The sequence below is a fragment of the Streptomyces sp. NPDC001393 genome (assembly GCF_053597455.1).
Map to the genome: position 1 here is coordinate 37,216 of NZ_JBSFIH010000039.1, position 22,431 is coordinate 59,646.

The 22,431-nt window shown below is 73.0% G+C and carries 18 protein-coding genes; 11 read left to right on the forward strand and 7 right to left on the reverse strand.

All coding sequences use genetic code 11. The features are described 5' to 3' along the window. Positions 1 to 15: 15 nt before the first annotated feature. The 3 genes from ACWC2T_RS31965 to ACWC2T_RS31975 all read right to left on the reverse strand — a co-directional run bounded on the left by ACWC2T_RS31965 (position 16) and on the right by ACWC2T_RS31975 (position 3,323). Positions 16 to 2,235: an NADP-dependent isocitrate dehydrogenase gene (locus tag ACWC2T_RS31965; protein WP_450673822.1), complete on the reverse strand. Its 2,220-nt coding sequence runs from the start codon at positions 2,233 to 2,235 to the stop codon at positions 16 to 18. Positions 2,236 to 2,506: 271 nt separating this feature from the next. Then, on the reverse strand, positions 2,507 to 2,815 hold the full coding sequence (locus ACWC2T_RS31970; RefSeq protein ID WP_450673823.1) for an SHOCT domain-containing protein: 309 nt from the start codon (positions 2,813 to 2,815) through the stop codon (positions 2,507 to 2,509). A gap of 49 nt (positions 2,816 to 2,864) precedes the next feature. Then, on the reverse strand, positions 2,865 to 3,323 hold the full coding sequence (locus tag ACWC2T_RS31975; RefSeq protein ID WP_450673824.1) for a DUF6325 family protein: 459 nt from the start codon (positions 3,321 to 3,323) through the stop codon (positions 2,865 to 2,867). A gap of 348 nt (positions 3,324 to 3,671) precedes the next feature. Here ACWC2T_RS31975 and ACWC2T_RS31980 point away from each other — a divergent pair, with 348 nt between their 5' ends. The 6 genes from ACWC2T_RS31980 to ACWC2T_RS32005 all read left to right on the forward strand — a co-directional run bounded on the left by ACWC2T_RS31980 (position 3,672) and on the right by ACWC2T_RS32005 (position 11,974). Beyond that, entirely contained in the window at positions 3,672 to 4,472 is an 801-nt protein-coding gene (locus ACWC2T_RS31980) for a YhjD/YihY/BrkB family envelope integrity protein (RefSeq protein ID WP_450673825.1), read from the forward strand. An 856-nt stretch (positions 4,473 to 5,328) separates the two neighbouring features. Then, complete coding sequence (locus ACWC2T_RS31985) at positions 5,329 to 6,534, forward strand: hypothetical protein (RefSeq protein WP_450673826.1); 1,206 nt, start codon at positions 5,329 to 5,331, stop codon at positions 6,532 to 6,534. Positions 6,535 to 6,712: 178 nt separating this feature from the next. Continuing rightward, a complete protein-coding gene (locus ACWC2T_RS31990) occupies positions 6,713 to 9,379 on the forward strand; it encodes a LuxR C-terminal-related transcriptional regulator (RefSeq protein WP_450673827.1) in 2,667 nt (888 codons plus the stop codon). A 108-nt stretch (positions 9,380 to 9,487) separates the two neighbouring features. Further along, on the forward strand, positions 9,488 to 11,119 hold the full coding sequence (locus tag ACWC2T_RS31995) for an MFS transporter (RefSeq protein ID WP_450673859.1): 1,632 nt from the start codon (positions 9,488 to 9,490) through the stop codon (positions 11,117 to 11,119). Between the two features lie 21 nt (positions 11,120 to 11,140). Then, a complete protein-coding gene (locus tag ACWC2T_RS32000) occupies positions 11,141 to 11,671 on the forward strand; it encodes a hypothetical protein (protein WP_450673828.1) in 531 nt (176 codons plus the stop codon). Between the two features lie 105 nt (positions 11,672 to 11,776). Further along, positions 11,777 to 11,974, forward strand: coding sequence for a hypothetical protein (locus ACWC2T_RS32005; protein WP_450673829.1), 198 nt, complete (start codon positions 11,777 to 11,779; stop codon positions 11,972 to 11,974). A gap of 33 nt (positions 11,975 to 12,007) precedes the next feature. Here ACWC2T_RS32005 and ACWC2T_RS32010 read toward each other — a convergent pair whose 3' ends face one another. Further along, positions 12,008 to 13,417, reverse strand: coding sequence for a DUF2252 domain-containing protein (locus ACWC2T_RS32010; RefSeq protein ID WP_450673830.1), 1,410 nt, complete (start codon positions 13,415 to 13,417; stop codon positions 12,008 to 12,010). Between the two features lie 205 nt (positions 13,418 to 13,622). Between ACWC2T_RS32010 and ACWC2T_RS32015 the strand changes: the two genes are divergently transcribed. From ACWC2T_RS32015 to ACWC2T_RS32025, 3 genes are all read left to right on the forward strand, one after another. Further along, positions 13,623 to 14,273, forward strand: a complete 651-nt coding sequence (locus ACWC2T_RS32015; protein ID WP_450673831.1) for an HdeD family acid-resistance protein — start codon at positions 13,623 to 13,625, stop codon at positions 14,271 to 14,273. Positions 14,274 to 14,391: 118 nt separating this feature from the next. After that, positions 14,392 to 14,859: an SHOCT domain-containing protein gene (locus ACWC2T_RS32020; RefSeq protein WP_450673832.1), complete on the forward strand. Its 468-nt coding sequence runs from the start codon at positions 14,392 to 14,394 to the stop codon at positions 14,857 to 14,859. Positions 14,860 to 14,892: 33 nt separating this feature from the next. Further along, positions 14,893 to 15,324 carry a DUF7144 family membrane protein gene (locus ACWC2T_RS32025; RefSeq protein ID WP_450673833.1) on the forward strand — a complete coding sequence of 144 codons (432 nt, stop codon included), beginning with the start codon at positions 14,893 to 14,895 and terminating at the stop codon, positions 15,322 to 15,324. Between the two features lie 153 nt (positions 15,325 to 15,477). On the opposite strand, the gene ACWC2T_RS32030 is transcribed toward ACWC2T_RS32025, so the two are convergent. The 3 genes from ACWC2T_RS32030 to ACWC2T_RS32040 all read right to left on the reverse strand — a co-directional run bounded on the left by ACWC2T_RS32030 (position 15,478) and on the right by ACWC2T_RS32040 (position 19,334). Continuing rightward, a complete protein-coding gene (locus ACWC2T_RS32030) occupies positions 15,478 to 16,569 on the reverse strand; it encodes a mechanosensitive ion channel family protein (protein ID WP_450673834.1) in 1,092 nt (363 codons plus the stop codon). A 208-nt stretch (positions 16,570 to 16,777) separates the two neighbouring features. After that, entirely contained in the window at positions 16,778 to 18,310 is a 1,533-nt protein-coding gene (locus ACWC2T_RS32035) for an amino acid permease (RefSeq protein ID WP_450673835.1), read from the reverse strand. 37 nt (positions 18,311 to 18,347) lie between these two features. Further along, positions 18,348 to 19,334, reverse strand: coding sequence for a hypothetical protein (locus ACWC2T_RS32040; protein ID WP_450673836.1), 987 nt, complete (start codon positions 19,332 to 19,334; stop codon positions 18,348 to 18,350). A gap of 259 nt (positions 19,335 to 19,593) precedes the next feature. On the opposite strand from ACWC2T_RS32040, the gene ACWC2T_RS32045 reads away from it, so the two are divergent. Next, positions 19,594 to 21,024 carry an FGGY family carbohydrate kinase gene (locus ACWC2T_RS32045; RefSeq protein WP_450673837.1) on the forward strand — a complete coding sequence of 477 codons (1,431 nt, stop codon included), beginning with the start codon at positions 19,594 to 19,596 and terminating at the stop codon, positions 21,022 to 21,024. Then, positions 21,021 to 22,424, forward strand: coding sequence for an FAD-dependent oxidoreductase (locus ACWC2T_RS32050; protein WP_450673838.1), 1,404 nt, complete (start codon positions 21,021 to 21,023; stop codon positions 22,422 to 22,424). Before ACWC2T_RS32045 ends, ACWC2T_RS32050 begins: the two co-directional genes overlap by 4 nt. The last annotated feature ends 7 nt before the right edge of the window (positions 22,425 to 22,431 follow it).

The window sequence follows — 22,431 nt, forward strand, 5'->3', positions numbered from 1 at the left end:
CGGGCGCCGCAGGCACTAGCTCAGGGACGCCAGCGCCTCGTTCCAGGTGGCCGACGGGCGCATGATCGCGTCCGCCTTGGCCTTGTCGACCTGGTAGTAGCCGCCGATGTCGGCCGGCTTGCCCTGGACGGCGATCAGCTCGTCCACGATCTTCTGCTCGTTCGCGGCGAGGGTCTCGGCGAGCGGCGCGAAGGCCTTGGCCAGGTCGGCGTCGTCGGTCTGCCGGGCCAGCTCCTGCGCCCAGTACAGGGACAGGTAGAAGTGGCTGCCGCGGTTGTCGATGCCGCCGACGCGACGGGTCGGGGACTTGTCCTCGTTGAGGAAGGTCGCCGTGGCGCGGTCGAGGGTGTCGGCGAGGACCTTGGCGCGGGCGTTGCCGGTGGCCGTCGCGTACTGCTCGAAGGAGGGCACGAGCGCGAAGAACTCACCGAGGGAGTCCCAGCGCAGGTAGTTCTCCTTGACCAGCTGCTGGACGTGCTTCGGCGCGGAGCCACCGGCGCCCGTCTCGAACAGGCCGCCGCCCGCCATCAGCGGGACGACCGACAGCATCTTGGCGCTGGTGCCCAGCTCCAGGATCGGGAAGAGGTCGGTCAGGTAGTCACGCAGGACGTTGCCGGTGACCGAGATGGTGTTCTCGCCGCGGCGGATGCGCTCCACCGAGAGCTTGGCGGCCTCGACCGGGGACAGGATCCTGATGTCCAGGCCCTCGGTGTCGTGCTCCGGCAGGTACTGCTTCACCTTGGCGATGAGCTGCGCGTCGTGGGCGCGGTTCTCGTCCAGCCAGAACACCGCCGGATCGCCGGTGGCACGGGCGCGGGTGACGGCCAGCTTGACCCAGTCGCGGATCGGGGCGTCCTTGGTCTGGCAGGCGCGGAAGATGTCGCCCGCGGAGACCGGCTGCTCGATGAGCACGTTGCCGGCCTGGTCGACCAGGCGGACCGTGCCGGCGGCCGGGATCTCGAAGGTCTTGTCGTGGGAGCCGTACTCCTCGGCCTTCTGCGCCATGAGGCCGACGTTCGGGACCGAGCCCATGGTGGACGGGTCGTAGGCGCCGTTGGCCCGGCAGTCCTCGATGACGGCCTGGTAGACACCGGCGTAGGAGGAGTCCGGGATGACGGCGAGGGTGTCGGCCTCCTGGCCGTCCGGGCCCCACATGTGACCGGAGGTGCGGATCATGGCCGGCATGGAGGCGTCCACGATGACGTCCGAGGGCACGTGCAGGTTGGTGATGCCCTTGTCGGAGTCGACCATCGCCAGGGCCGGGCCCTCGGCGAGCTCGGCGTCGAAGGAGGCCTTGATCTCGGCGCCCTCGGGCAGGCTGTCCAGGCCCTTGAGGATGCCGCCGAGGCCGTCGTTCGGGGTGAGGCCGGCCGCCTTCAGGGTCTCGCCGTACTTCGCGAACGTCTTCGGGAAGAAGGCGCGCACCACGTGACCGAAGATGATCGGGTCGGAGACCTTCATCATCGTGGCCTTCAGGTGCACCGAGAACAGGACGCCCTCCTGCTTGGCGCGGGCGACCTGCGCGGCGAGGAACTGCTCCAGCTCGGCGACGCGCATGACGGAGGCGTCGACCACCTCGCCGGCGATGACCGGCAGGGGCGCGCGCAGCTCGGTGGTGGAGCCGTCCGCGCCGACAAGCTCGAAGCGGAGCGTGCCGTCCTCGGCGATGACCACGGACTTCTCGGTGGAGGCGAAGTCGTTCTCGCCCATCGTCGCCACATTGGTCCTGGACTCGGGGGTCCAGGCGCCCATGCGGTGCGGGTGGGTCTTGGCGTAGTTCTTCACCGAGGCCGGGGCGCGGCGGTCGGAGTTGCCCTCACGCAGGACCGGGTTGACGGCGGAGCCCTTGACCTTGTCGTAGCGGGCGCGGATCTCGCGCTCCTCGTCGGTCTTCGGGTCGTCCGGGTAGTCCGGCAGCGCGTAGCCCTTGCCCTGCAGCTCGGCGACGGCGGCGCGCAGCTGCGGGATGGACGCCGAGATGTTCGGCAGCTTGACGATGTTGGCCTCGGGAGTCTTGGCCAGGTCACCCAGCTCGGCCAGCGCGTCCGGGATGCGCTGGTCCTCGTTCAGGTACTCCGGGAAGTGGGCGATGATGCGCCCGGCCAGCGAGATGTCCCGGGTCGTCACGGGCACACCGGCCTGCGAGGCGTACGCCTGGATCACCGGCAGGAACGAATGCGTCGCCAGGGCCGGGGCCTCGTCTGTGTAGGTGTAGATGATGGTCGAGTCAGTCACCGGGTGCTCCGCTCCACGTCTGCAACATTGCTCGACATCAAGATATCTCGTGATCGGGGTCCGCTCGACAGGGGTCCCGGCTGGATTAGGTGCCGCGTCCGTGCAACCGGAAGCCGCCCTTGATGGTCATGACAAGCACTCACTCGTCGATGACGGGTGGCCGCGCCCACTGACCCGGCGGCCGGACCCGACCAGCCGGCCGCCCGAGCGAAGGCGGACCATGAGAGCCGGTGGCCGCCCCCAATGCCGCGGATCGTCGCCGGGCCGGGGCTCAGCCCAGGAGTAGGCGCTTCTGGTTCGCGAACTCCTCGTCCGTCAGGACTCCCTGGGCCTTCAGATCCGCCAGCTGTTTGAGCTGGTCGATCTTCTCGGTCATGTCGTCGGCGGCGGTCGGCGGTGCGGCGGGAGCGGGCGGCGCCTGTTGCTGTTGCGCGTACTGCTGCTGTGCGTACTGTTGCTGCCGCTCGTAGTCCTGTTGGGCCCACCGGCCGGCCTGCCGCCGTGAAACGCGGTTGGACACGGCGGTGGCGGTACCGGCGACGACGGCCGTGCGGGCGACACCGCGGAGCAGTCCGGGCATGTTCGGTCATCTCCCATGGTCGATGCGGCGGAATGCGGGACACCCCGGTTCAGGCGGCCGCGGAGCCCCCGGGCGGCACCGTCTGCTCCGTGGCGTCCAACGCCGCCAGCAGAGCCTGCACCGGAATACGGCCGCTCGCGACGAGCTGGGCCCCGCTGCGCCTGAGCGCGCCGGCCAGGGGAGCGGCCCACAGGTTCTCGTAGACCAGCACCGCGGCGGAGTTGCCGGCCTCCAGGGCGTTGGCCGCCTCCTCCAGGTCGCTCTGGTCGAGCACACGGGCCGAGGCTCCCTCGAAGACGGTCAGGTCGGTCTCGCCGCCGACGTCCTGCAACTCCAGTGCGACGACCGAGCCGTCGGTATCCTTCCGCACGAAGGCGAGGTCGATGATCCGGACGATCCCCCGGTCGACGAGGTCGACCAGCAGCGGGAACGCCTCTCCCGTCATCCGGTTGCCGGGGAACTCGATGACCAGGTAGTCGACGGGCCCCATCTCTTCGACGCTGTCCATGACTTCTCCTCGTGAGGCGCAGGGGAACCGGAACCGCTCGCCCGTCCGCGCCCCGGCAGCGACCCGCGGACGACGCTCGCCGTCCCCCGTTGCCTTTCCAGTCCACCACGCGGCGCGAGGGCCCGCACATTCAACTCCGGGGTGCCGCGGGGCGCCGGGCCCGCCACGCTGGTCACAGTCGGAAAGGAGCGATGTGATGCCGACCGTCGGGGCGCTGTCAGCAGGCGGGGGCCGCTTGTCGTGCCCGCAGAGTTTTCCGCTGGGACCCTGATGGCGGCGGCAGAGCGTGCTCGGAGGCTGACCGCCTGGGCGAAGTCGGTGCACCGGAGGGCGGAGAGCCGGTTCCCCGTGGTCACCCATCTCGCGGAACGCATGGTGTCCGTGAACATCTTCGATTCCGCCACCCGCCTCGCGGCGCAGTGCTTCCTGACCGCGGTCCCCCTGCTGTTCGTCATCGCGGCGTACGCTCCGCAGGCCGTGTGCCATCAGCTGATCGCCTCCGTGACAGCGGTCTTCGGGCTGACGAGCACGACGCGCGCCGAGCTCGAGCAGGCGCTCCAGCCCAAGTCCGCAGACCTGAAACAGACCACCGGCGTGGTGGGCGGACTGATGGTGCTGCTGTCGGCCACCGCGGTCAGCCGGGCGATGCAACGACTGTGCAAGCGGGCCTGGGAGATCCCGCGTAGCGGTACCCGGATCGCCCCCTGGCGGTGGCTGGCCTGGCTGGCCCTGTGGCTCGGTGTCCTGGTGCTCCAGGGCCCCCTGCGTGACGGCTTCGGAGCCGGCGCCTGGCTCGGCATCCCTCTCACCTGGGCCAGCCAGGTGGGCCTGTGGTGGTGGACCCAGCATCTGCTGCTCGGCGGCCTGGTCGGCTGGAAGCCCCTGCTGCCGGGTGCCCTGATCACGGCGACCGTCCTCACCGTGCTGGCGGTGACCGCGCGTCTGTACATGCCGAGGGCCCTCGACCGCGCCCTCGCCGACTACGGCCCCGTGGGGTCCGTGTTCGTGCTGCTGTCCTGGCTGATCGTGGTGTGCGTCGCCGCGGCCGTCGCCGTCAGCGCGGGCGCCGTACTGGCGCAGGAGCCCTTCCTGGCGGCCCGCCTCGGCAGCCCGCCGCCGCGGCGCGAGCGACGGGCGCGGGACTTGTGAAGCCTCGCTCGCCGAGGGCGGTGCGGCGTCGCCCGTCCGGTCCACCCGGCGCGCGGAACGTCGAGGGGGCTGACGCAATGGGGGTACCAAGGCAAATCACCACGCCGGAGGCCCCGTGACCAAGCCGCCCGCCCCGCAGCCACCGGACTTGGCCCCGCACGGGCCGGGCGACGGGCAGGGGCGGCGCAGCACCCCACATCACCGGGATCGTGGTCCGGACCGACCGGCTCGGGGCTCGGTCTGGCTGGGTGGGGGCCTGGAGCGGGCGAGTGGGGGGTGGGATCGGCCGGATGGGGGCTCGGGCCGGGCGGAGCCGGGCTTGGACCGGCCGGGTGAGAGGTCGGAGCAGGCGGGCGGAGCGGGGGAGAGGCTGGGTAGGGGATCGGGTCGTGCGGATCCGGGCTCGCATCGGGTAGTGGTGGATCGGCCGTTCGGGGGATCGGACCGAGCGGAGCCGGACTCGGACTGGTCGGGTCCGAGCGTGGCCCGGTCGGGTCCGGGCTTGGGTCGGTCGGATCAGGTCTTGGATCGGTCGGGTCCGGAGTCGGACCTGTCGGGGCCGGGCTTGGACCAGCCACCGGGCGGGAAGGCGGACCGGCCAGGTGGGGGCTCGGACCGTTCGGATGGCGGTTCGGACCGGCCGGGCAGGGAGGTGGACCGGCCGGGCCGGGAAGGGGACCGGTCGGGGCAGGGGCCGCAGCGGTCGGGGCGGGAGCCGGGTCGGACCGATCCGGTGCCGCCAACGTCGGGCCGTGAAGGCTCGGCCGGGGGTGGGCGTGAAGGGCCGCCGACCGGCCGTTCCCGAGGTTCCGCAGGGGGCCGCTTCGCGCGCAACGCCGCCTCGGCCGTGCTCATCGTGCTGACCTGCATCCTCGTTCCCGTCGCGCTGCTCGCCACCTGGGTGCACGACATCGCGCTCGACACCGACCGGTACGTCTCCACGGTCGCGCCGCTGGCCACCGAGCCGGCCGTCCAGGACGCGGCGGTCCATCGGATCACCGAGGCGGTGGGAGCCCACGTCGACGGCAAGAAGGTCGCCGGGGACATCGCGTCCTGGCTGCAGTCCCAGGGTCTGCCGCCACTCGCCGCCGACGCGATCAGCCGGCTCGGACCGCAGATCGACTCCGCCGTGGACTCGGCCGTGACCAGGATCGCCACCCGCGTCGTTCACAGCGGCGCCTTCGCGACGGTGTGGCGGGAGGCCAACCGCGCCGCCCACAACGCCGTCGTGCACGCCCTGACCGGCAAGGGACGAGGAGCGTTCGGGGTCAGCGACGGCACCGTCACCCTGGACGTGGGTACGGCCGTCGACCGGGTGAAGAGCGAACTCGTCGACGCCGGCCTGAAACCGGCCAGCAAGATCCCGCAGGTGAACAAGCAACTGGTGCTGTTCCACTCCGACCAGCTCGCCAAGCTCCGCAAGGGTGCCCGCCTCCTCGACGCCGTCGGGAACTGGTTCCCGGTGCTCGTCGTCATCCTGGGTGCCGCCGGGGTGTTCCTGGCCCACCACCGGCGCCGGGCCCTGGCGCGCACCGCACTGGGCGCCGCCTTCGCCTGCCTGGTAGTGGCCGTCGGCCTGGTCGTGGCGCGCCGCTACTACCTCGACCACCTGCCGCCCCAGGTGCAGTCGAGGGCCGCGGCGGCAGCCGTCTTCGACACCCTGCTGCGCTTCCTGCGGGTCAGCCTGCGTACGGCCATCGTGCTGGGCGTGGTCATCGCCCTGGGCGCCTATCTCATCGGCCCGGGACGACTGCCCGTGGCCGTCCGCGGCTACTCCGACCACACGGCCGACTCCGCGGCGCGCTGGGCGGCCGGCCATCACATCAGCGCCGGGCGCGTCGGCGCGTATGCGCTGGCCTACCGCCGGGCCGTCACGCTCCTCGCCCTGCTGGTCATCGCGCTCGTCTTCGCGCTCTGGAACCATCCGACGGTGCTCACCGTCCTGTTGCTGGTCCTCGTCCTGCTCGGCGTCCTGGCCCTGCTCGCGCTGCTGGCGGCCGCGGGCAGGGTGCAGCTCGAGGCGGCACGCGGCAAGCCGCCTGCGCCGGGGGACGCACGCTGACGGGGGCGCGCGCCGGAGCCGGTCGTCGGCCCTGGCCACCTCGGGGACCTTCGGGGGCGGTGCGGGGAACCGTGGATGGGCCGACCGGCGCCGTGCGGAACTGCGCGAGGGCCGTAAGACTGGGATCCTGATCGAGTGGAGCCCCCTCCGCACGTCTCATGACAGGGCGGTGGACCCTGTGACCACGCGACAGAAGCAGCTGAGGCAATCGGCCGTCACGCACGTCGATCCCCTGGGAGAGCCGTTCCTGCAGACCCGGTTCGCCCTCCCGGCCACGCCGGCCACGTTCCTGCGGCGCCCGCGCCTCGCCGAACGCCTCGACCAGGCCTTCCAGACCCCCCTGACGATGGTCAACGGCTCGGCCGGCGCGGGCAAGACCCTGCTGGTCGCGGACTGGGCCGCCCGGCTCGCACCGCCGGTCGCCTGGTTCACCAACGAGGCGGGGAACCAGGGCTGCGGAGTCCTCTGGGCCTATGTGCTCCAGGCCCTGCGGTCCGCCGGCGTACCGCTCCCGGCCGACCTCGGCTGCCCCGGCGAGGCGCATCGCGTGGACCACAAACTGCTGGCCCGCCTCGCCGACGAACTGAGCGGACGGCAGCGGCCCGTCGTCCTCGTGCTGGACGAGTTCGACCGGGTGACCTCCGCACGGATCGCACAGCAGCTGGAGTTCGTCCTGCACCACGCCGGGCAGGGGCTGCGCCTGGTCCTCGTGACCCGCACCGAGCCGCTGCTGCCGCTGCACCGCTACCGGGCGGCCGGGGCCATGACCGAGATCCGGGACGCCGAACTGGCCTTCACCGTCGAGGAGGCCGCCGCGCTCCTGGACCTGCACGGGCTGCGCCTCCCCGCGGAGGCCACCCGTGCCCTGGTCGAGCGCACCAGGGGCTGGGCCGCCGGGCTGCGCCTGTGCGCCCTGGCCGCCCGGCAGAGCCCGGACCCCGAGACGTACCTGAAGGATTTCGAGGCGGGCCGCAGCCAGATCGCCGACTTCCTGCTGGCAGAGGTGCTGAAACGGCAGCCGGCCCGCACCCAGGACCTCCTGCTGCGCGTCAGCGTCCTGGAGCGGTTCACCCCGGCACTGGTGGCGGAGCTGACCGGGCGCGGCGGCGCCGAACAGGCCCTCGCCGCACTGCACGGCCAGAACGCGTTCGTGGAGGACCTCGGGCACTCGTGGTACCGCCTGCACCCGCTGTTCGGAGAGATCCTCCGGGTCCATCTCAGGGTCCGCTCGCCCGGGCTGGAGAGCGAACTCCACCGGCGCGCCGCGCGGTGGCTGCGCGGCTCCGGCGCCCTGCCCGAGGCACTGGCGCACGGCGCCGCCGCGGGCGACTGGAACTTCACCGCCCAGGCACTCGTCGACGACCTGGCGATCGGGCAGCTCTTCACCGGCCTGCGCGCGAGCGAGCTCGCCGAGCTGTTCTCCCGTATGGGGCCCGAGGCGACGACCGCGGCGGCGGACCTCGTGCGTGCCGCGCGCGAACTGTCCGGGTACGACGTGGAACACGGCCTGGTCCAGCTGCGCCGGGCCGAGCAGCGCCTCGCCTCGCGGCCGGACGCCGCGGGCCGGCTGAGCTGCGCGCTGCTGCAGTCCCTGGCGGCCCGGCTGACCGGCTCGCCCGGCATGGCCGAGCAGGCCGTGGCGACGGCCGAGGAACTGCGGGGCGAGATGCCCGCCCAACTGCTGGACAGACACCCCGAGTTCACCGCCCTGCTGCTGACCCACCTGGGCTCGGCCCGGCTGTGGGCCGGGCGCTTCGACGAGGCGCGCGCCGCCCTGTCCGAGGTGGCCGGATGCCCCAGCGGCGTCGCCACGGCGCTGCCGCGCGAGGACTCCCTCGGGCAGCTCGCGCTGATCGACTACCTCAACGGCTGGCTGTGCCGGGCGGAGCGCAGGGCGCGGGCGGCCCGGCGGGAAGCGGAGAAGTACGGCCTCGACCGCCCCCGGTCCTGCGGCTCGGGCCTCGCGCTGCTGGTGCTGGCGGCCGTCGCCGTCGATCGCGGCGAACTGGACGAGGCACAGGCCCTGTTGGACGAGTCGGCGGACTCGGGAGTGCCGGGCGACCCGGTGACGGCCGCCGGCCGGTGCCTCGCGACGGCGCGGCTGCTGCTGGCGCGGGGGGAGCCACGGGCGGCCGCGTCGGTGGCCGGCCTGGACGTACCGGCCCTGGTGACCTCTCCCTGGGCACAGGCGCAGACGGCGCTGGTCGCCTCCGCGGCCCATCTGGCCGAGGGCCGCCCGGACAGCGCCTTGAAGGTGCTCGACGACGTCCCCTGCGACGGTGAGCCCGGGTGCGCGGCGGAGCTGGCCTGGGCCCGGTTCGCCGCGGGCGACCACGAAGCGGCGGTCGACCTGCTCGACCACGTGCGGACGCAGGGCCGTACCGGACCGAGGGCGACCGTCCGGTCCGCGCTGGTGCGCGCAGGTGCCGCGCAGGAGTCCGACGCCGCCACCGCGCGCAGACTGCTCGCCCGTGCCCTGCTGGAGGCCCGGCGGGAGAGGCTGCGGAGCCCGTTCCTGGAAGCCGGACCGCGGATCCGGCACCTGCTCGGCACACCGCCGCTGCAGGGCCTGGCCGCGGACTGGCTCGCCCCGGGCGGCCCGGCCTCGCCTGGCGGTCCGGGGGCGGCCGAGGAGCCCTCGTCCCCGGTCGTCGAGGAGCTCAGCGGGCGCGAACGCGAGGTCGTGGGCAGACTGGCCGACCTGATGTCCACGGAGGAGATCGCCGCCGATCTGTACGTCTCGGTCAACACGGTGAAGACCCACCTCAAGAGCGCCTACCGGAAACTCGGCGTGAACGGGCGCGCCGAGGCGGTGCGCCGGGCCCGTGACCACGGGCTGATCTGATCGGGAGGGCTGACGGCGCCGGGCGGCTCGCCCGTGACGGGTGAGGCGCGCAGCGGCATCTCCCGCTCCCCTGAGGGGGCGGGAGCACTCGGCGAGGTGGTGGACACCATGGGACACTGGCGCACCCTCATGGTGCTGGGGACGGCCCAGTTCCTGATGGTCCTGGACACGTCCGTCATGAACGTCTCCATCAGCCGACTGGTCGAGGACTTCCACACCTCGGTCACCGCCATCCAGGCCGTGATCACCCTGTACGCCCTGGTCATGGCCGCGTTCATGATCATCGGGGGGAGGCTCGGCGACATCCACGGCCGCCGCCGGCTGTTCCTGCTCGGCCTGATCGTCTACGGCACCGGTTCGGCGCTCACCGCCCTGGCGCCCACCCTGTGGGTGCTCGCGCTGGGCTGGTCGGTGATCGAGGGACTCGGCGCCGCGATGGTGCTGCCCGCGATGGCGGCCCTGGTCGCCGAGGCCTACCGCGGCAGGGACCGGGCCGTCGCCTACGGCGTGATCGGCGGACTGGCGGGGGCCGGCATCGCGGTCGGCCCGCTGCTGGGCGGCTGGGTGACGACGTACCTGACCTGGCGGCTGGTCTTCGCGGGCGAGGTCGTGGTCGTCCTCGTCGTCCTGCTGTTCCACCGGGTGATCAAGGAGGCCGAAAGGACCGGGCCGCCGCCCCGGCTGGACGTGGTCGGCGCGGTGCTCTCGGCGGGCGGACTGGGGCTGGGCGTGCTCGGTGTGCTGCAGAGCAGCACCTGGGGCTGGGTGCACCCGCGCAACCCGCCCTTCACCGTCCTGGGCTTCGCGCCCACCCTGTTCGTCGTCGCCGCCGGGGTGGCCGTGCTGGCCCTGTTCGTGCGCTGGGACCGCAGGCGGGAGGCCTCGGGCGCGGACCCCCTGGTGCACCTGTCCCTGTTCGGCCGGCCGCCCCTGCGCTCCGGTCTGCTCACCCTGCTGAGCCAGAACCTGATCCTGCTCGGACTGTTCTTCACCATCCCGCTGTACCTGCAGGTGGTGCAGGGATTCGACGCGTTCCAGACGGGGCTCAGGCTGCTGCCGGTGTCCGTCACGATGCTGGTCACCTCCCTGGGTGCCGCCCGGCTCGGCCGCACCCTGGGGCCGCGCCGGGTCGTCCGGCTGGGCCTGCTGACGCTGGCCGTGTCCATCGTGTGGCTGCTCGCCTCCATCGAACCGAAGATCGACAACGCGCAGTTCGCCGGCGCCATGGCGGTGCTCGGCATCGGCATGGGGCTGCTCGCCTCCCAGCTGGGCAACGTCGTCCAGTCGAGTGCCGGCGAGGCGGAGCGCAGCGAGGTCGGCGGCCTGCAGTTCACGGCGCAGAACCTGGGTTCGGCGCTGGGTACCGCGCTCATCGGGTCGATACTCATCGGGGCGCTGGCGCACGCGTTCACCGCCGGGGTGGAGAGCCACCCCCAGCTGTCGGCCCAGACCAAGCAGCAGACCAGCGTCCGCCTGGAGGCCGGGATCAGCTTCGTGCCCACCGACCAGGTGCGCACGGCCGCCCAGCGGGCCGGACTGCCACCGTCCGAGGTCGACGCCCTCACCTCCTCGTACGCCTCGGCACAGCTCGACGGCCTGAAGGCGGCGATCCTCGCCACCGGCGGGATCACCCTCGCGAGCCTCCTCGTCACCCCGCACCTGCCGAGCGCGCCGGCGCGCGGTGCGCGGGCCTCGCAGGGCGGCGCGCCTGCCGCCGGGGTCGCGAGCGCCATGGAGTGAGCGGGGATGAAGGCGAGGGCGATGTCCGCCACCGGTCGCACCGAGGCCCGCAAACGGCGTGCCGAGCGGCGTACCGAGCGCCGTGCGCACGCCGACTACACGGGTGCGGTGTACGGATCGATGCTCGCCGCGTCCGTGGTGATCGGTGCCGGCGCGCTGGGGAAGTTCCCCCGCGCGGAACTGGTCGTCCTGCTGCTGCTCACCGGCCTCGTCTTCTGGGTGGGCCACGTCCACGCCCAGCTGTTCGGGGCCCGTCTCGCGCAACGGGCCCTGGACCGGCCCACGGTCCTTCGGGTGTGCCGCGAGGAGTGGCCGATCGTCAAGGCGGCCGTCCCGCCTGCCCTCGCCGTCGCCATCAGCCCGCTGCTCGGCCTGGACGTCGGCGGCGCGATCTGGTTCGCGGTCGCCGTCGCCGTGGCCGGCCAGGTGGGCTGGTCCGCGGCCGGCGCACGACAGGCGGGAGCAACCTGGCGGCTGGTGGCGGGCACCGCCGCGGTCAATCTGCTGCTCGGCCTGGCGATCATCACGTTCAAGATCGCTCTGTCGCACTGAAGCAGCCCGGGCCCCGGATCACCTGTGCCGGGTGAGGCCCGGTGCGGCCGGGCGGCGCAGGATCGGGGGCAAGACCGCAGCAGGCCCGCGGCGGGAGAACGGCCCATGCGCTACGAGATCCGCATCGACGGACAGATGTCGGAGACCCTCACCGAGGCCTTCCCCGAGCTCGATCACGTCACGATGTCCGGTCAGACGGTGCTGTTCGGTCCCATCATCGACGAGGCGCAGCTCTACGGGCTGCTGAACCGCTGCCAGTCGCTGGGACTCCGGGTCGTCGAAATGCGGCAGTTGCCGGAGTGAGCGCCGTACGCGGACTGCCCGAGTAGCTTTCCCTCACAGATCGGCCGCCAGGATCCGGCCCGAGCAAGCCGCCGCGCCCAACGCTTCGAAGTCCCGCTCGGTGCGGTCCGCGTAGGCCTGCGCGAACCCGGTCAGCGCGCGGTCGAAGCGGTCCCCGCCGCCGAGGTAGGCGGCGATGGCGACGGGATCACCGGAGCGCGCATGCGCCCGCGCCAGGGCGGCCCCGCACACCCGTCCGGACAGGTTCAGCAGCTCCGGGTCCCAGCTCTCCGGCCGGAAGCTGCCCTTCCAGTCCCACAACTGCCGTACGTGGAAGTCCCGGTCGCACCCGTCGAGGCCCACGACGCGCGTCCAGCCCAGGAAGATGTCACCGGCCGCCTGAAGGAGCCGCTGGCCGGTCACCACCCTGCGGCCCTGGTTGTCGTACCGCTCGCCGTCCGTGTGCGCCGCGAGCACCGACTCCTGCGCCTCCTTGGCCTGCAGCAGCAGCGGATCGTCGTCGTCCCGGCCGAGCAGCAGCAGGATCCAGCACCGGGTGCCGACACTGCCGACCCCGACCACCTTCCGCGCCACGTCCACCAGTCGGTAGCGCCGCAGCAGGTGCCGGCGGTCCGAGGGCAGACTGCGCGCGTACGACTCCAGCAGTGCCTGGAGCTGCCTGTCCTCCTCGTCGGGGGCGCTCTCGCCCCGCAGCTCCCGCAGGGGGGTGAGCAGCGGCGGGTCCGCGGCGATGCGGCGGCCCTCGGGCGTGCGCCGGGTGAGCTTGGCGAAGGCCCGCAGATGCGTCCGGGAACGGGCACGGGCGGCCGCCTGGGCCGTACGGCGCCTGCTCCCCTCGTCCATCGAGGCCGCCAGCAGCCCGCGCAACCGGTCGGCGTCGTCGCGGGCGTACCAGATGTCCAGGGTGCGCATGCCGGCGAACTCCCGCATCCGTTCCCGGTAGGCCCGCACGCACGTGCGCACCGCGTCGTCCTGCTCCTTCTCCGTGAAGCCGTTGTTCCGCCCCGCCACGGCGAGACTGGCCGCCAGCCGCTTCACGTCCCATTCGAAGGGGCCGGGGAAGGTCTCGTCGAAGTCGTTGATGTCGAACACCAGATGCCGTTCCGGCGAGGCCAGTAGCCCGAAGTTCAGCAGATGGGCATCCCCGCAGAGCTGGACCTGGAGCCCGGTCCGGGGCAGTGGGCCCAGGTCCGCCGCCATGACCGCCGCCGCGCCACGGTAGAAGCAGAACGGGGATGCGAGCATGCGGCCGTAGCGGATCGGTACCAACTCCGGTACCCGAGTGGCCGACTGCCGCTCCAGCACGTCGACCACGTCCGGCCGGTCCGGCGCGGCGTCGAACACGCCGTGGACCGAGCGCGGCGCGCGGCTGCGCGCCCTCCTGCCCTGGGCCGCCCGGTCCTCCGGCGACGCAGCGACGGTGACGGCACTCGGTGCGGTCATGATCCACCCTCCTGGGCCGGCGGCCGGGCGCCCCTGCGTGCGTGCGCGCGTGCGATCCAGCCCACCGCCCGGTCCGGGCGGAGGGATCACCCGCGGCGGGTGATCCGGCGCACCGGCCGCCCCCGGAAAGCTGTCTCCTCCAGGGCCGCGGGCCGTCCCTCCGGCAGTCCGGGCGCGGCCTGTACCGAGCGCGCGAGGAGGAGCCATGACCCCACCGCGTGGACAGCAGCCGCGGTCCGGGCTGTCGTACCCGCCCGGCGAGGGCGGCACCGGCGGCCCCGGACCGGCCATGACGGAGCTCGCCCGCTCCTGGACCTGGATCCTGACCTCGGCGATCGTGACGCTCGCGGCGGGCGTGCTGATCCTCGCGTGGCCGGACGAGACGCTGCATGTCCTCGCCGTCGTCCTCGGCCTCTACCTGCTGCTCGGCGGCGCGATCCGGTTCGTGACGGCGTTCGCGCGGGAGGAGCACGTAGACCGGCTTCCCGCCCTTCTGGTCGCCGTGCTGTACGTCCTGGCCGGAGTGCTCTGCCTGCGGCATCCGCTGCAGACCATCACCGCGCTGTCGCTGGTCGTCGGGCTCGTGTGGCTGGTGTCCGGAGTCCTCACCCTCCACACGGCGATCGCGGCCAAGGACCTGCCGCACCGAGGCGTCGTCCTGGGTGCCGCGCTGCTCGGCATCGTGGCCGGGATCGTGGTGCTGGTGCTGCCCGCCGAGTCGGCGCGGGCGCTGACCCGGCTGCTCGGTCTGTGGCTGGTGCTGCTGGGCCTGGTGGAGCTGGCGGTCGCCTTCGCGTGGCGGGCCGCGCTGCGCAGGAGCGGGGCGCTGCCGGGCGTACCCGGCCCCATGGACTGAGCGGGCGCACGATCACCCGCGTCGGGTGAGGACGTGCCGTGCCGGCCGTGTGCAGGGTGAGAACGGCAGAAAAGGGCTCGGCGACCAGCGCGAGCCGGTGCCCTGGAGGAGGAAAGACATGAGCGCGCAGACCTACCTCGCGTACGACTATCCGGTGCTGGGTGTCTTCTGGTCCATGCTGGTGTTCTTCCTGTGGATCATGTGGTTCGTCCTGCTGTTCCGGGTCATCGTCGACGTCTTCCGCGACGACGGCATGAACGGCTGGGCCAAGGCCGCCTGGACACTCTTCGTGATCGTGGTGCCCTTCCTGGGCGTCCTGGTCTACCTGATCGCCCGTGGCAAGGGCATGGGGGAGCGGGAGGTGGCGCAGGCGCGCGCCCAGCAGGAGGCCTTCGACTCCTATGTCCGGCAGACCGCGCAGGCCGGAACCGCCACCAGCAGCGCCGACGAGCTCGCCAAGCTCTCCGCCATGCGCTCCCGCGGTGAGATCACCGACGACGAGTTCCGCAGGGCCAAGGAGCTGGTCCTCAGCGGCGGCCGCCCGGCCCAGCCCTCCGACACCTTCCACGCCCCCTCCGGGCGCTGAGGCGCGCCCACGAGAACGAATCGAGGCCCTCGTATGACCACGACCCCCTCCGCTCGCGCCCACCCCCGCAGCACCAGGCAGGCCTGGGCGGGCGGCCTGACGGCCTTCGCGGGCGTCATGCTGCTGCTCGCCGGGCTGCTCGGTGTGTTCCGGGGCATCATGGGGATCGCCCAGGACAACGTCTTCGTGACGACGCCCAACTACGTCTTCAAGGCCGACCTCACCACCTGGGGCTGGATCCATCTCGTGCTGGGCGCGATCGCTGTGATCGTCAGCTTCGGCCTGTCCACGCCGACGCTGTGGGCACGCGTCGCCGGCGTGGCCATCGCCGGGCTGGTGATCATCGCCAACTTCCTGTCCCTGCCGTACTACCCGGTGTGGTCCGTCGTGATGATCGCGCTGTCCGGGTTCATCATCTGGGCCCTGTGCGTGGTCCAGGGGCGCGAATCCCTGGAGAGCCCGTAGCAGGGGGCCGGACCCGCGCCGGCCGGCACCGCATGACCGGGACGCCCGAGTCGTGCGGGCCGGCCTGCGCCGCCCCGGCCGTGAAAGGTCAGCCGGGCATTAGCGTGGGTCACCAAGACCGGCGCGAGTCACCAACCTCTTGGCCGAGTACACCTAGTCGCCCAGGGCCGCCCCCGGTGCCCGTTCCTCCCCGCTCCGCTGCTGCGGGATCACCACCGCACCCTGCTGCAGCGCGACCGTCCGGGTGGGGGCCGGGATGGAGATGCCCTCCGCGCGGTAGCGGCGGTGCAGGCGCTTGATGAACTCGTGCTTGATGCGGTACTGGTCGCTGAACTCGCCGACGCCGAGGACCACCGTGAAGCCGATGCGGGAGTCGCCGAAGGTGTGGAAGCGGATCGCGGGCTCGTGCTCCGGTACGGCGCCCTCGACCTCGCGCATGGTCTCGGCGACCACCTCCGCCGTGACCCGCTCCACGTGCTCCAGGTCGGAGTCGTAGCCGACGCCGGCCTGCACCAGCACCGTCAACCGCTGCTCCGGATGCGTGTAGTTGGTCATGTTGGCCTTGGCGAGCTGGCCGTTGGGGATGACCACCAGGTTGTTGGAGAGCTGACGGACCGTCGTCTGACGCCAGTTGATGTCGACGACGTACCCCTCCTCGCCGCTGCCGAGCCGGATGTAGTCGCCCGGCTGGACCGTCTTGGAGGCCAGGATGTGGATGCCCGCGAAGAGGTTGGCGAGGGTGTCCTGCAGGGCGAGGGCGACCGCCAGACCGCCGACGCCCAGGGCGGTCAGCAGGGGCGCGATGGAGATACCGAGGGTCTGCAGGACCACGAGGAAGCCGATGGCCAGGACCAGGATCCGGGTGATGTTGACGAAGATGGTCGCCGAACCCGCCACGCCCGAGCGGGACTGGGTGACCGTGTGGACCAGACCGGCGATCACCCGGGCCGCGGACAGGGTCACCACGAAGATCAGCCACACCTCGAGGACCTGGTCGGTGTGATGCTGGACCGTCCGGGTCAGCGGCAGCACTGCCGCGGCCGCCGCCGCACCGCCCGCGATCGCCGCCCAGGGCACGACCGAGCGCAGCGCGTCCACGATGACGTCGTCGCCGCTCCAGCGGGTCCGCTTGGCGTGCTTGGCGAGCCAGCGCAGCAGAGTGCGGGACATGAACGCGAGCAACAGGCCCGCCGCCACCGAGATTCCGGCGAGGACGAGGTCGTCCAGGGTCAGCGCGCGGTTCACCGGTCACCTCCGGGGTGCGCGCCTGCCGGGGAGTTGTGGAGTCTCGTCACGTTGTCACCTGCTCGATGTGCCGGATGTGCGATCGCGCCGGCCGGAGGAACCCCGTCGACCGGCGCGATCGCTCATCCTGCCGTATCCGGAACACCAGTTCGCACTCGGACCGGCGCTCCTCGGGCAGCGACTCGGGCAGTGACTCACGGGCGCCGGCTCAGATGATGCCCTCCGCGAGTTCCGCCTGGTCGCGGTCGCTGCCGTACGCGGCGGCGGTCGGGGTGCCGTACGAACGGCGGGCGACGTACCACCAGATGGTCGCGAGGACCAGCACGACGGCGAGCGCCATCGCCGCGTAGTTCATCGAGTCGACGGTGACCGGCGAGGCCTGCGGCAGGCAGAACAGCACGGTCACCAGGGCCACCCAGACCACCGCGATCCAGCCGATCGGCCTGCTCCAGCGGCCCAGTTGCCACGAACCGGGCCGGAAACGGTCGCCCGCCCGCAGCCGCAGCAGCACCGGGATGGCGTAGGCGGGGGTGATGCCGATGACGTTGATGGCGGTGACCGCGTTGTACGCCGTCGCCGAGTACAGCGAGGGCAGGGCGAGGACACCGGCCACGACGACGGACAGCCAGACGGCGGCGACGGGTGTCTGGGTGCGGCCGCTCACCGTGCGCCACAGCTGCGAGCCGGGAAGCGCGCCGTCGCGGCTGAACGCGAACACCATCCGGCTGGCCGCGGCGACCTCGGCGTTGCCGCAGAACACCTGGGCGACGATCACCACCAGCAGCAGGGCCCGCGCGCCGCCGGTGCCCAGGCCGTCGAGCAGGATCTGGGCGGGCGGCACACCCGTGGCCGTGTTGCGCGTGGCGTCGTAGTTCTGGATGGCGAAGGTCAGCCCGGCGAGCAGGACGAAGCCGGCGATCCAGGACGCCCAGATGGACCGCACGATGCCGCGTGCCGCGGACACCGAGGCCCGCGAGGTCTCCTCGGACAGGTGGGCGGAGGCGTCGTAGCCGGAGAAGGTGTACTGCGCGAGGAGCAGGCCGATCGCCGCCACGTAGAGCGGGTTGTGCCAGCCGGTCTCGTTGACGAACTTCGTGAACACGAAGGACGCCGACTGGTGGTGGTCGGGGACGACGGTCAGTGCGCCGACGATGAGCGCGACGCCCGCCAGGTGCCACCACACACTGACCGAGTTGAGCAGGCTGACCAGGCGCACGCCGAACAGGTTCAGCACCGCGTGCAGCAGCAGGATGGCGCAGAAGATCAGCATGGTCGTCCCGGGCGTCGGCGTGAAGCCCCACTGCAGGTTCGCGAACGCGCCGGTGAACAGGGCGGCGCCGTAGTCGATACCGGCGATCGCGCCGAGCAGACCGAGCAGATTCAGCCAGCCGGTGTACCAGCCCCAGCGCCGGCCGCCGAGCCGGTCGGCCATGTAGTACAGGGCGCCCGAGGTCGGATAGGCGCTGGTGACCTCGGCGAGCGCGAGGCCGACGCACAGCACGAACAGGCCGACGCCCGCCCAGCCCCACAGCATCACCGCCGGGCCGCCGGTGTTCAGGCCGAAGCCGTACAGGGTCATGCAGCCGGACAGGATCGAGATCACCGAGAAGCTGATCGCGAAGTTGCCGAAGCCGCCCATGCGGCGGGCCAGCACCGGCCGGTAGCCGAGTTCGCGCAGCCGCCTCTCCTCGTCCTGCTGGGGCAGGCCCGCGGAGGGCGCGGGCTCGGGGGTGGGGGACATGCGGGGGACCTCCGGGTCACGAGGGGACAGGGGCCGTTCAGGGGCGGGAGCCGTCCGCGGCCGCCCGGCAGCGGTCCCGGGCCTGGGTGAAGACCTCCACGGCACGGTCGCGGTCGGGCGTGCGGTACATCCAGGGCGGGGGCGTGAAGTACGGTCCGATGGCGTCGAACACCCGGGCCGCGTCGGGGAACTGGAGCGATCCCCACAGGGCGTGGGCCAGGTGGTTGAGGTCCGGCAGCGGGCGCTCGGCGCCGTGGGTGTGCTCGAACCAGGAGCGCAGGGCGTGACGCGCCTCGCGGGCCGCGTCCTCCGCCACCCAGTGCAGGTCGAGCGCCGCGTCGTGCCCGCTGTCGCGCCGGTAGCACTCGACGCGGACGTACAGCGGCAGCAGGTGCAGCGCCGAGCCGGGCGGCGCCTGCCGGGCGGCCCACTGGGCATAGCCGGCGGCCTCCGCGAGCCGGCCCGAGCCGCCGCGCGCGTACAGGAACTGGAGCATCCGGTGGTGGGCCTCGCGGTTGTACGGGTCCCTCTTGTGGGCCTCGGCCAGCAGCCCCCACGGTCCCGGCGGCAGCATCGGCTCGGGCGCGGGCACCCGGTGCTCCTCCCAGCGCTGCTCGGGATCCAGCTGGGCCAGCGCCAGCAGGCACACCCAGGGCACCGGGTCCTGCGGCGCGATCCCGGTGGCGGACTGGGCGGCGTCCCAGGCCTCGATCCACAACTCGTGGGTACGGCGGTGCCGTTCGCGCCTGCCGCGCAGGGCCCGCTCCACCCCGACCCGCGCCCGCATCACCGCGGCGTGGACGCTGCCCGGCTCCTCGGCGAGCCAGGCGCGCACCACGTCGGTGCCGGCGGCGGCCGCCCCGAGGACCTGGGTGCGCTGGGTCCAGGGCCGGCCGGGCGGGGTGTCCGCGAGCAGCTCGCGCATGGCCATCCAGCGGCCGGTGCGCAGGTCCTGGAGCGCGGCGCGCAGGGCGTGGTCGGGGCCGGCGGGGTCGTAGGAGGGACGGGGTCCTTCTCTGGCCATCAGCCGGCCGCCCCCGGCCACTGGCGCGCGGGCGAGCTGGCGGGGTGGCGTGGCAACAGCCCTCCTGTGGGCGGGACGGAGGTGTGGGGTGCTGGTCGGCGGTCACTATAGAGGCGCCTGTTCCGCCTTGCCATTGTTGCCAACTCAACCATTTCTTCCGGCCAGTTGAAGGCCCGGCCGGCCAGGCTTCCTTGACGCCGGGTGCGCCGCGGCGGCAGGCTGGCTCGGTGATCTTCGGTGCGGAATGGGGTAGCGCGCGATGACGGCTCCGGTGCTCGCCGTCGACCAGGGCACCTCCGGTACCAAGGCCCTCGTGGTCTGTCCGGAACGCGGCGTCCTGGGCACCGGGTTCGCCGAGGTCCGCCCCCGGTACCTGCCCGGCGGCCTGGTCGAGGCGGACCCCGCCGAGCTGTACGACTCCGTGGTGCACGCCGGCCGGCAGGCGCTCGCCGAGGCCGGCGAGGACGTCGTCGCGCTGGGCCTGGCCAACCAGGGCGAGACCGTCCTCGCCTGGGACCCGGCCGACGGCCGCCCGCTCACCGACGCCCTGGTGTGGCAGGACCGGCGCGCCGAGACCGTGTGCACCGAACTCGCCGGTCACGCCGAGGAGTTGCGCCACCTGACGGGGCTGCCCCTCGACCCGTACTTCGCCGCGCCCAAGATGGCCTGGATCCGCCGCCACCTCACCCGCGAGGGCGTCGTCACCACCTCCGACGCCTGGCTGGTGCAGCGCCTCACCGGCGCCTTCGCCACCGACGCCGCCACCGCCGGCCGTACCCAGCTCCTCGACCTGGACCGCGCGCAGTGGTCGCCGAGAGCGCTGGAGATGTACGGCCTGGCGGACGAACGGCTCCCGCAGCCGGCCGACAACGCCCAGCACATCGGCACCACCACGGCGTTCGGCCGAGAGATCCCGCTCACCGGACTGATCGTCGACCAGCAGGCCGCCCTCCTCGCCCAGCGCGTCACCGCGCCCGGCGCCGCCAAGTGCACCTACGGCACCGGCGCGTTCCTGCTCGCGCACACCGGCGACCGGCCCCGGCGCGGCGCCTCCGGCCTGGTCAGCTGCGTGGCCTGGCGGCTCGCCGGAACCACCGCCTACTGCCTGGACGGCCAAGTCTACACCGCGGCCTCCGCCGTCCGCTGGCTCATCGACCTCGGCGTCCTCTCCGGCGCCGCCGACCTCGACCCCGTCGGCGGCGCCGTCCCCGACACCGGCGGCGTCACCTTCGTCCCCGCCCTCGCCGGGCTCGCCGCCCCCTGGTGGCGCGGCGACCTGCGCGGCTCGGTCACCGGGCTCGGCCTCGACACCGGCCCCGGCCATCTGGTGCGCGCGCTGTGCGAGGGCATCGCCGCCCAGGTCGCCGAACTCGCCGACGCGGCCGCCGCCGACCTCGGCGCCCCCCTCGACACGCTCCGCGTCGACGGCGGCCTGACCCGCTCCGCCCTGCTCATGCAGACCCAGGCCGACCTGCTGCAACGCCCCGTCGAGGTCTCGGCGCTGCCCGACGCCACCGCACTCGGCGCGGCCGCCCTCGCCCGCCTCGGCGCGGACCGTACCCTGGGCCTCGAACAGGCCCTGCCCGACTGGAAGCCCGCCGCCGTGTACGAACCCCGCATCAGCGCCGACCAGGCCGCCGAACGCCGCGCCCGCTTCCGCGTCGCCGTCGAGGCACTGCTCCAGGCGTGAGCGTCACCGCGGAAGGCCCGCTGCCCACCCGGACGTACGACGTCGCCATCGTCGGCGCCGGAGTGGTCGGCTGCGCCATCGCCCGCGAACTGGCCCGCCACCCCGGCCTGGGCGTCGCCCTCGTCGAGGCCCAGGACGACGTCGGGCAGGGCACCTCCAAGGCCAACACGGCGATCCTGCACACCGGTTTCGACGCGGTCCCCGGAACCCTGGAGGCCCGGCTGGTCCGGGAGGGCCACGACCGGCTCGCAGCCTACGCGGCCGACTCCGGCATCCCCGTCGAACGGGTCGGCGCCCTGCTGGTCGCCTGGGACGAGGAGCAGCTCGCCACGCTGCCCCGGCTGGCCGAGAAGGCCGGGCGCAACGACTACCACGAGACGCGCCTGCTGGGCCCCGGCGAGCTGTACGCCCGCGAGCCACACCTCGGCCCCGGAGCGCTCGGCGCCCTCCACGTGCCCGGCGAGAGCATCATCTGCCCCTGGACGACGACCCTGGCGTACGCCACCCAGGCGGTCCGCGCCGGAGGGGACCTGCACCTGAACACGGCCGTGCAGCAGGCGAGTCACACACCGGACGGCCACCGCCTGACCACCTCACGCGGCACCCTGCACGCCCGCCACCTGGTCAACGCGGCCGGCCTCCACGCCGACACCGTCGACCGGCTGCTCGGCCACGAGGACTTCACCGTCACCCCGCGCCGCGGCCAGCTCCTGGTGTACGACACGTTCGCCCGCCCGCTCGTGAGGCACATCCTGCTGCCCGTCCCGACCGCGCTCGGCAAGGGCGTCCTGGTCGCGCCGACCGTCTACGGCAACGTGCTGCTCGGCCCCACCGCCGAGGACCTGGACGACAAGGGGGCCACCGGCTCCACCGCCGACGGCCTGGCCGGCCTCAGGTCCAAGGGCCGCCGCATCCTGCCCGCCCTCCTGAACGAGGAGGTCACCGCCGTCTACGCCGGGCTGCGCGCGGCCACCGGGCAGGAGGACTATCGCATTGCCACCCACCCCGAGCACGCGTACGTCACCGTCGGCGGCATCCGCTCCACCGGCCTGACCGCGTCCCTGGCCATCGCCGCCCATGTGACGGGCCTGCTGGCCGAGAACGGCCTCGACCTCGGCCCGGTGCATGACCTCGACCCGGTGACCATGCCCAACCTCGGCGAGGCCTTCCCGCGCCCCTGTCAGCGCCCCGAACTCATCGCCGCGGACCCCGCGTACGGCACGCTCGTGTGCCACTGCGAGCGCGTCTCCCGCGGCGAGATCCGGGACGTCCTCGCGGGCACGATCCCGCCCCGCACGCTGGAGGGCCTGCGCCGCCGTACCCGGGCCCGGGCGGGCCGGTGCCAGGGGTTCTACTGCGGGGCGGCGGTGCGGGAGCTGTTCGAGAGGGGCCGGGCGTGACGGGACC

Bases quoted from the DNA above. Each gene is read 5' to 3' on its own strand.
- ACWC2T_RS31970 (WP_450673823.1), bottom strand. From the start codon at position 2,815: ATGCCCGGACTGCTCCGCGGTGTCGCCCGCACGGCCGTCGTCGCCGGT.
- ACWC2T_RS31975 (WP_450673824.1), bottom strand. From the start codon at position 3,323: ATGGACAGCGTCGAAGAGATGGGGCCCGTCGACTACCTGGTCATCGAG.
- ACWC2T_RS31995 (WP_450673859.1), top strand. From the start codon at position 9,488: ATGGGACACTGGCGCACCCTCATGGTGCTGGGGACGGCCCAGTTCCTG.
- ACWC2T_RS32000 (WP_450673828.1), top strand. From the start codon at position 11,141: ATGTCCGCCACCGGTCGCACCGAGGCCCGCAAACGGCGTGCCGAGCGG.
- ACWC2T_RS32005 (WP_450673829.1), top strand. From the start codon at position 11,777: ATGCGCTACGAGATCCGCATCGACGGACAGATGTCGGAGACCCTCACC.
- ACWC2T_RS32010 (WP_450673830.1), bottom strand. From the start codon at position 13,417: ATGACCGCACCGAGTGCCGTCACCGTCGCTGCGTCGCCGGAGGACCGG.
- ACWC2T_RS32015 (WP_450673831.1), top strand. From the start codon at position 13,623: ATGACCCCACCGCGTGGACAGCAGCCGCGGTCCGGGCTGTCGTACCCG.
- ACWC2T_RS32020 (WP_450673832.1), top strand. From the start codon at position 14,392: ATGAGCGCGCAGACCTACCTCGCGTACGACTATCCGGTGCTGGGTGTC.
- ACWC2T_RS32025 (WP_450673833.1), top strand. From the start codon at position 14,893: ATGACCACGACCCCCTCCGCTCGCGCCCACCCCCGCAGCACCAGGCAG.
- ACWC2T_RS32035 (WP_450673835.1), bottom strand. From the start codon at position 18,310: ATGTCCCCCACCCCCGAGCCCGCGCCCTCCGCGGGCCTGCCCCAGCAG.
- ACWC2T_RS32040 (WP_450673836.1), bottom strand. From the start codon at position 19,334: ATGGCCAGAGAAGGACCCCGTCCCTCCTACGACCCCGCCGGCCCCGAC.
- ACWC2T_RS32045 (WP_450673837.1), top strand. From the start codon at position 19,594: ATGACGGCTCCGGTGCTCGCCGTCGACCAGGGCACCTCCGGTACCAAG.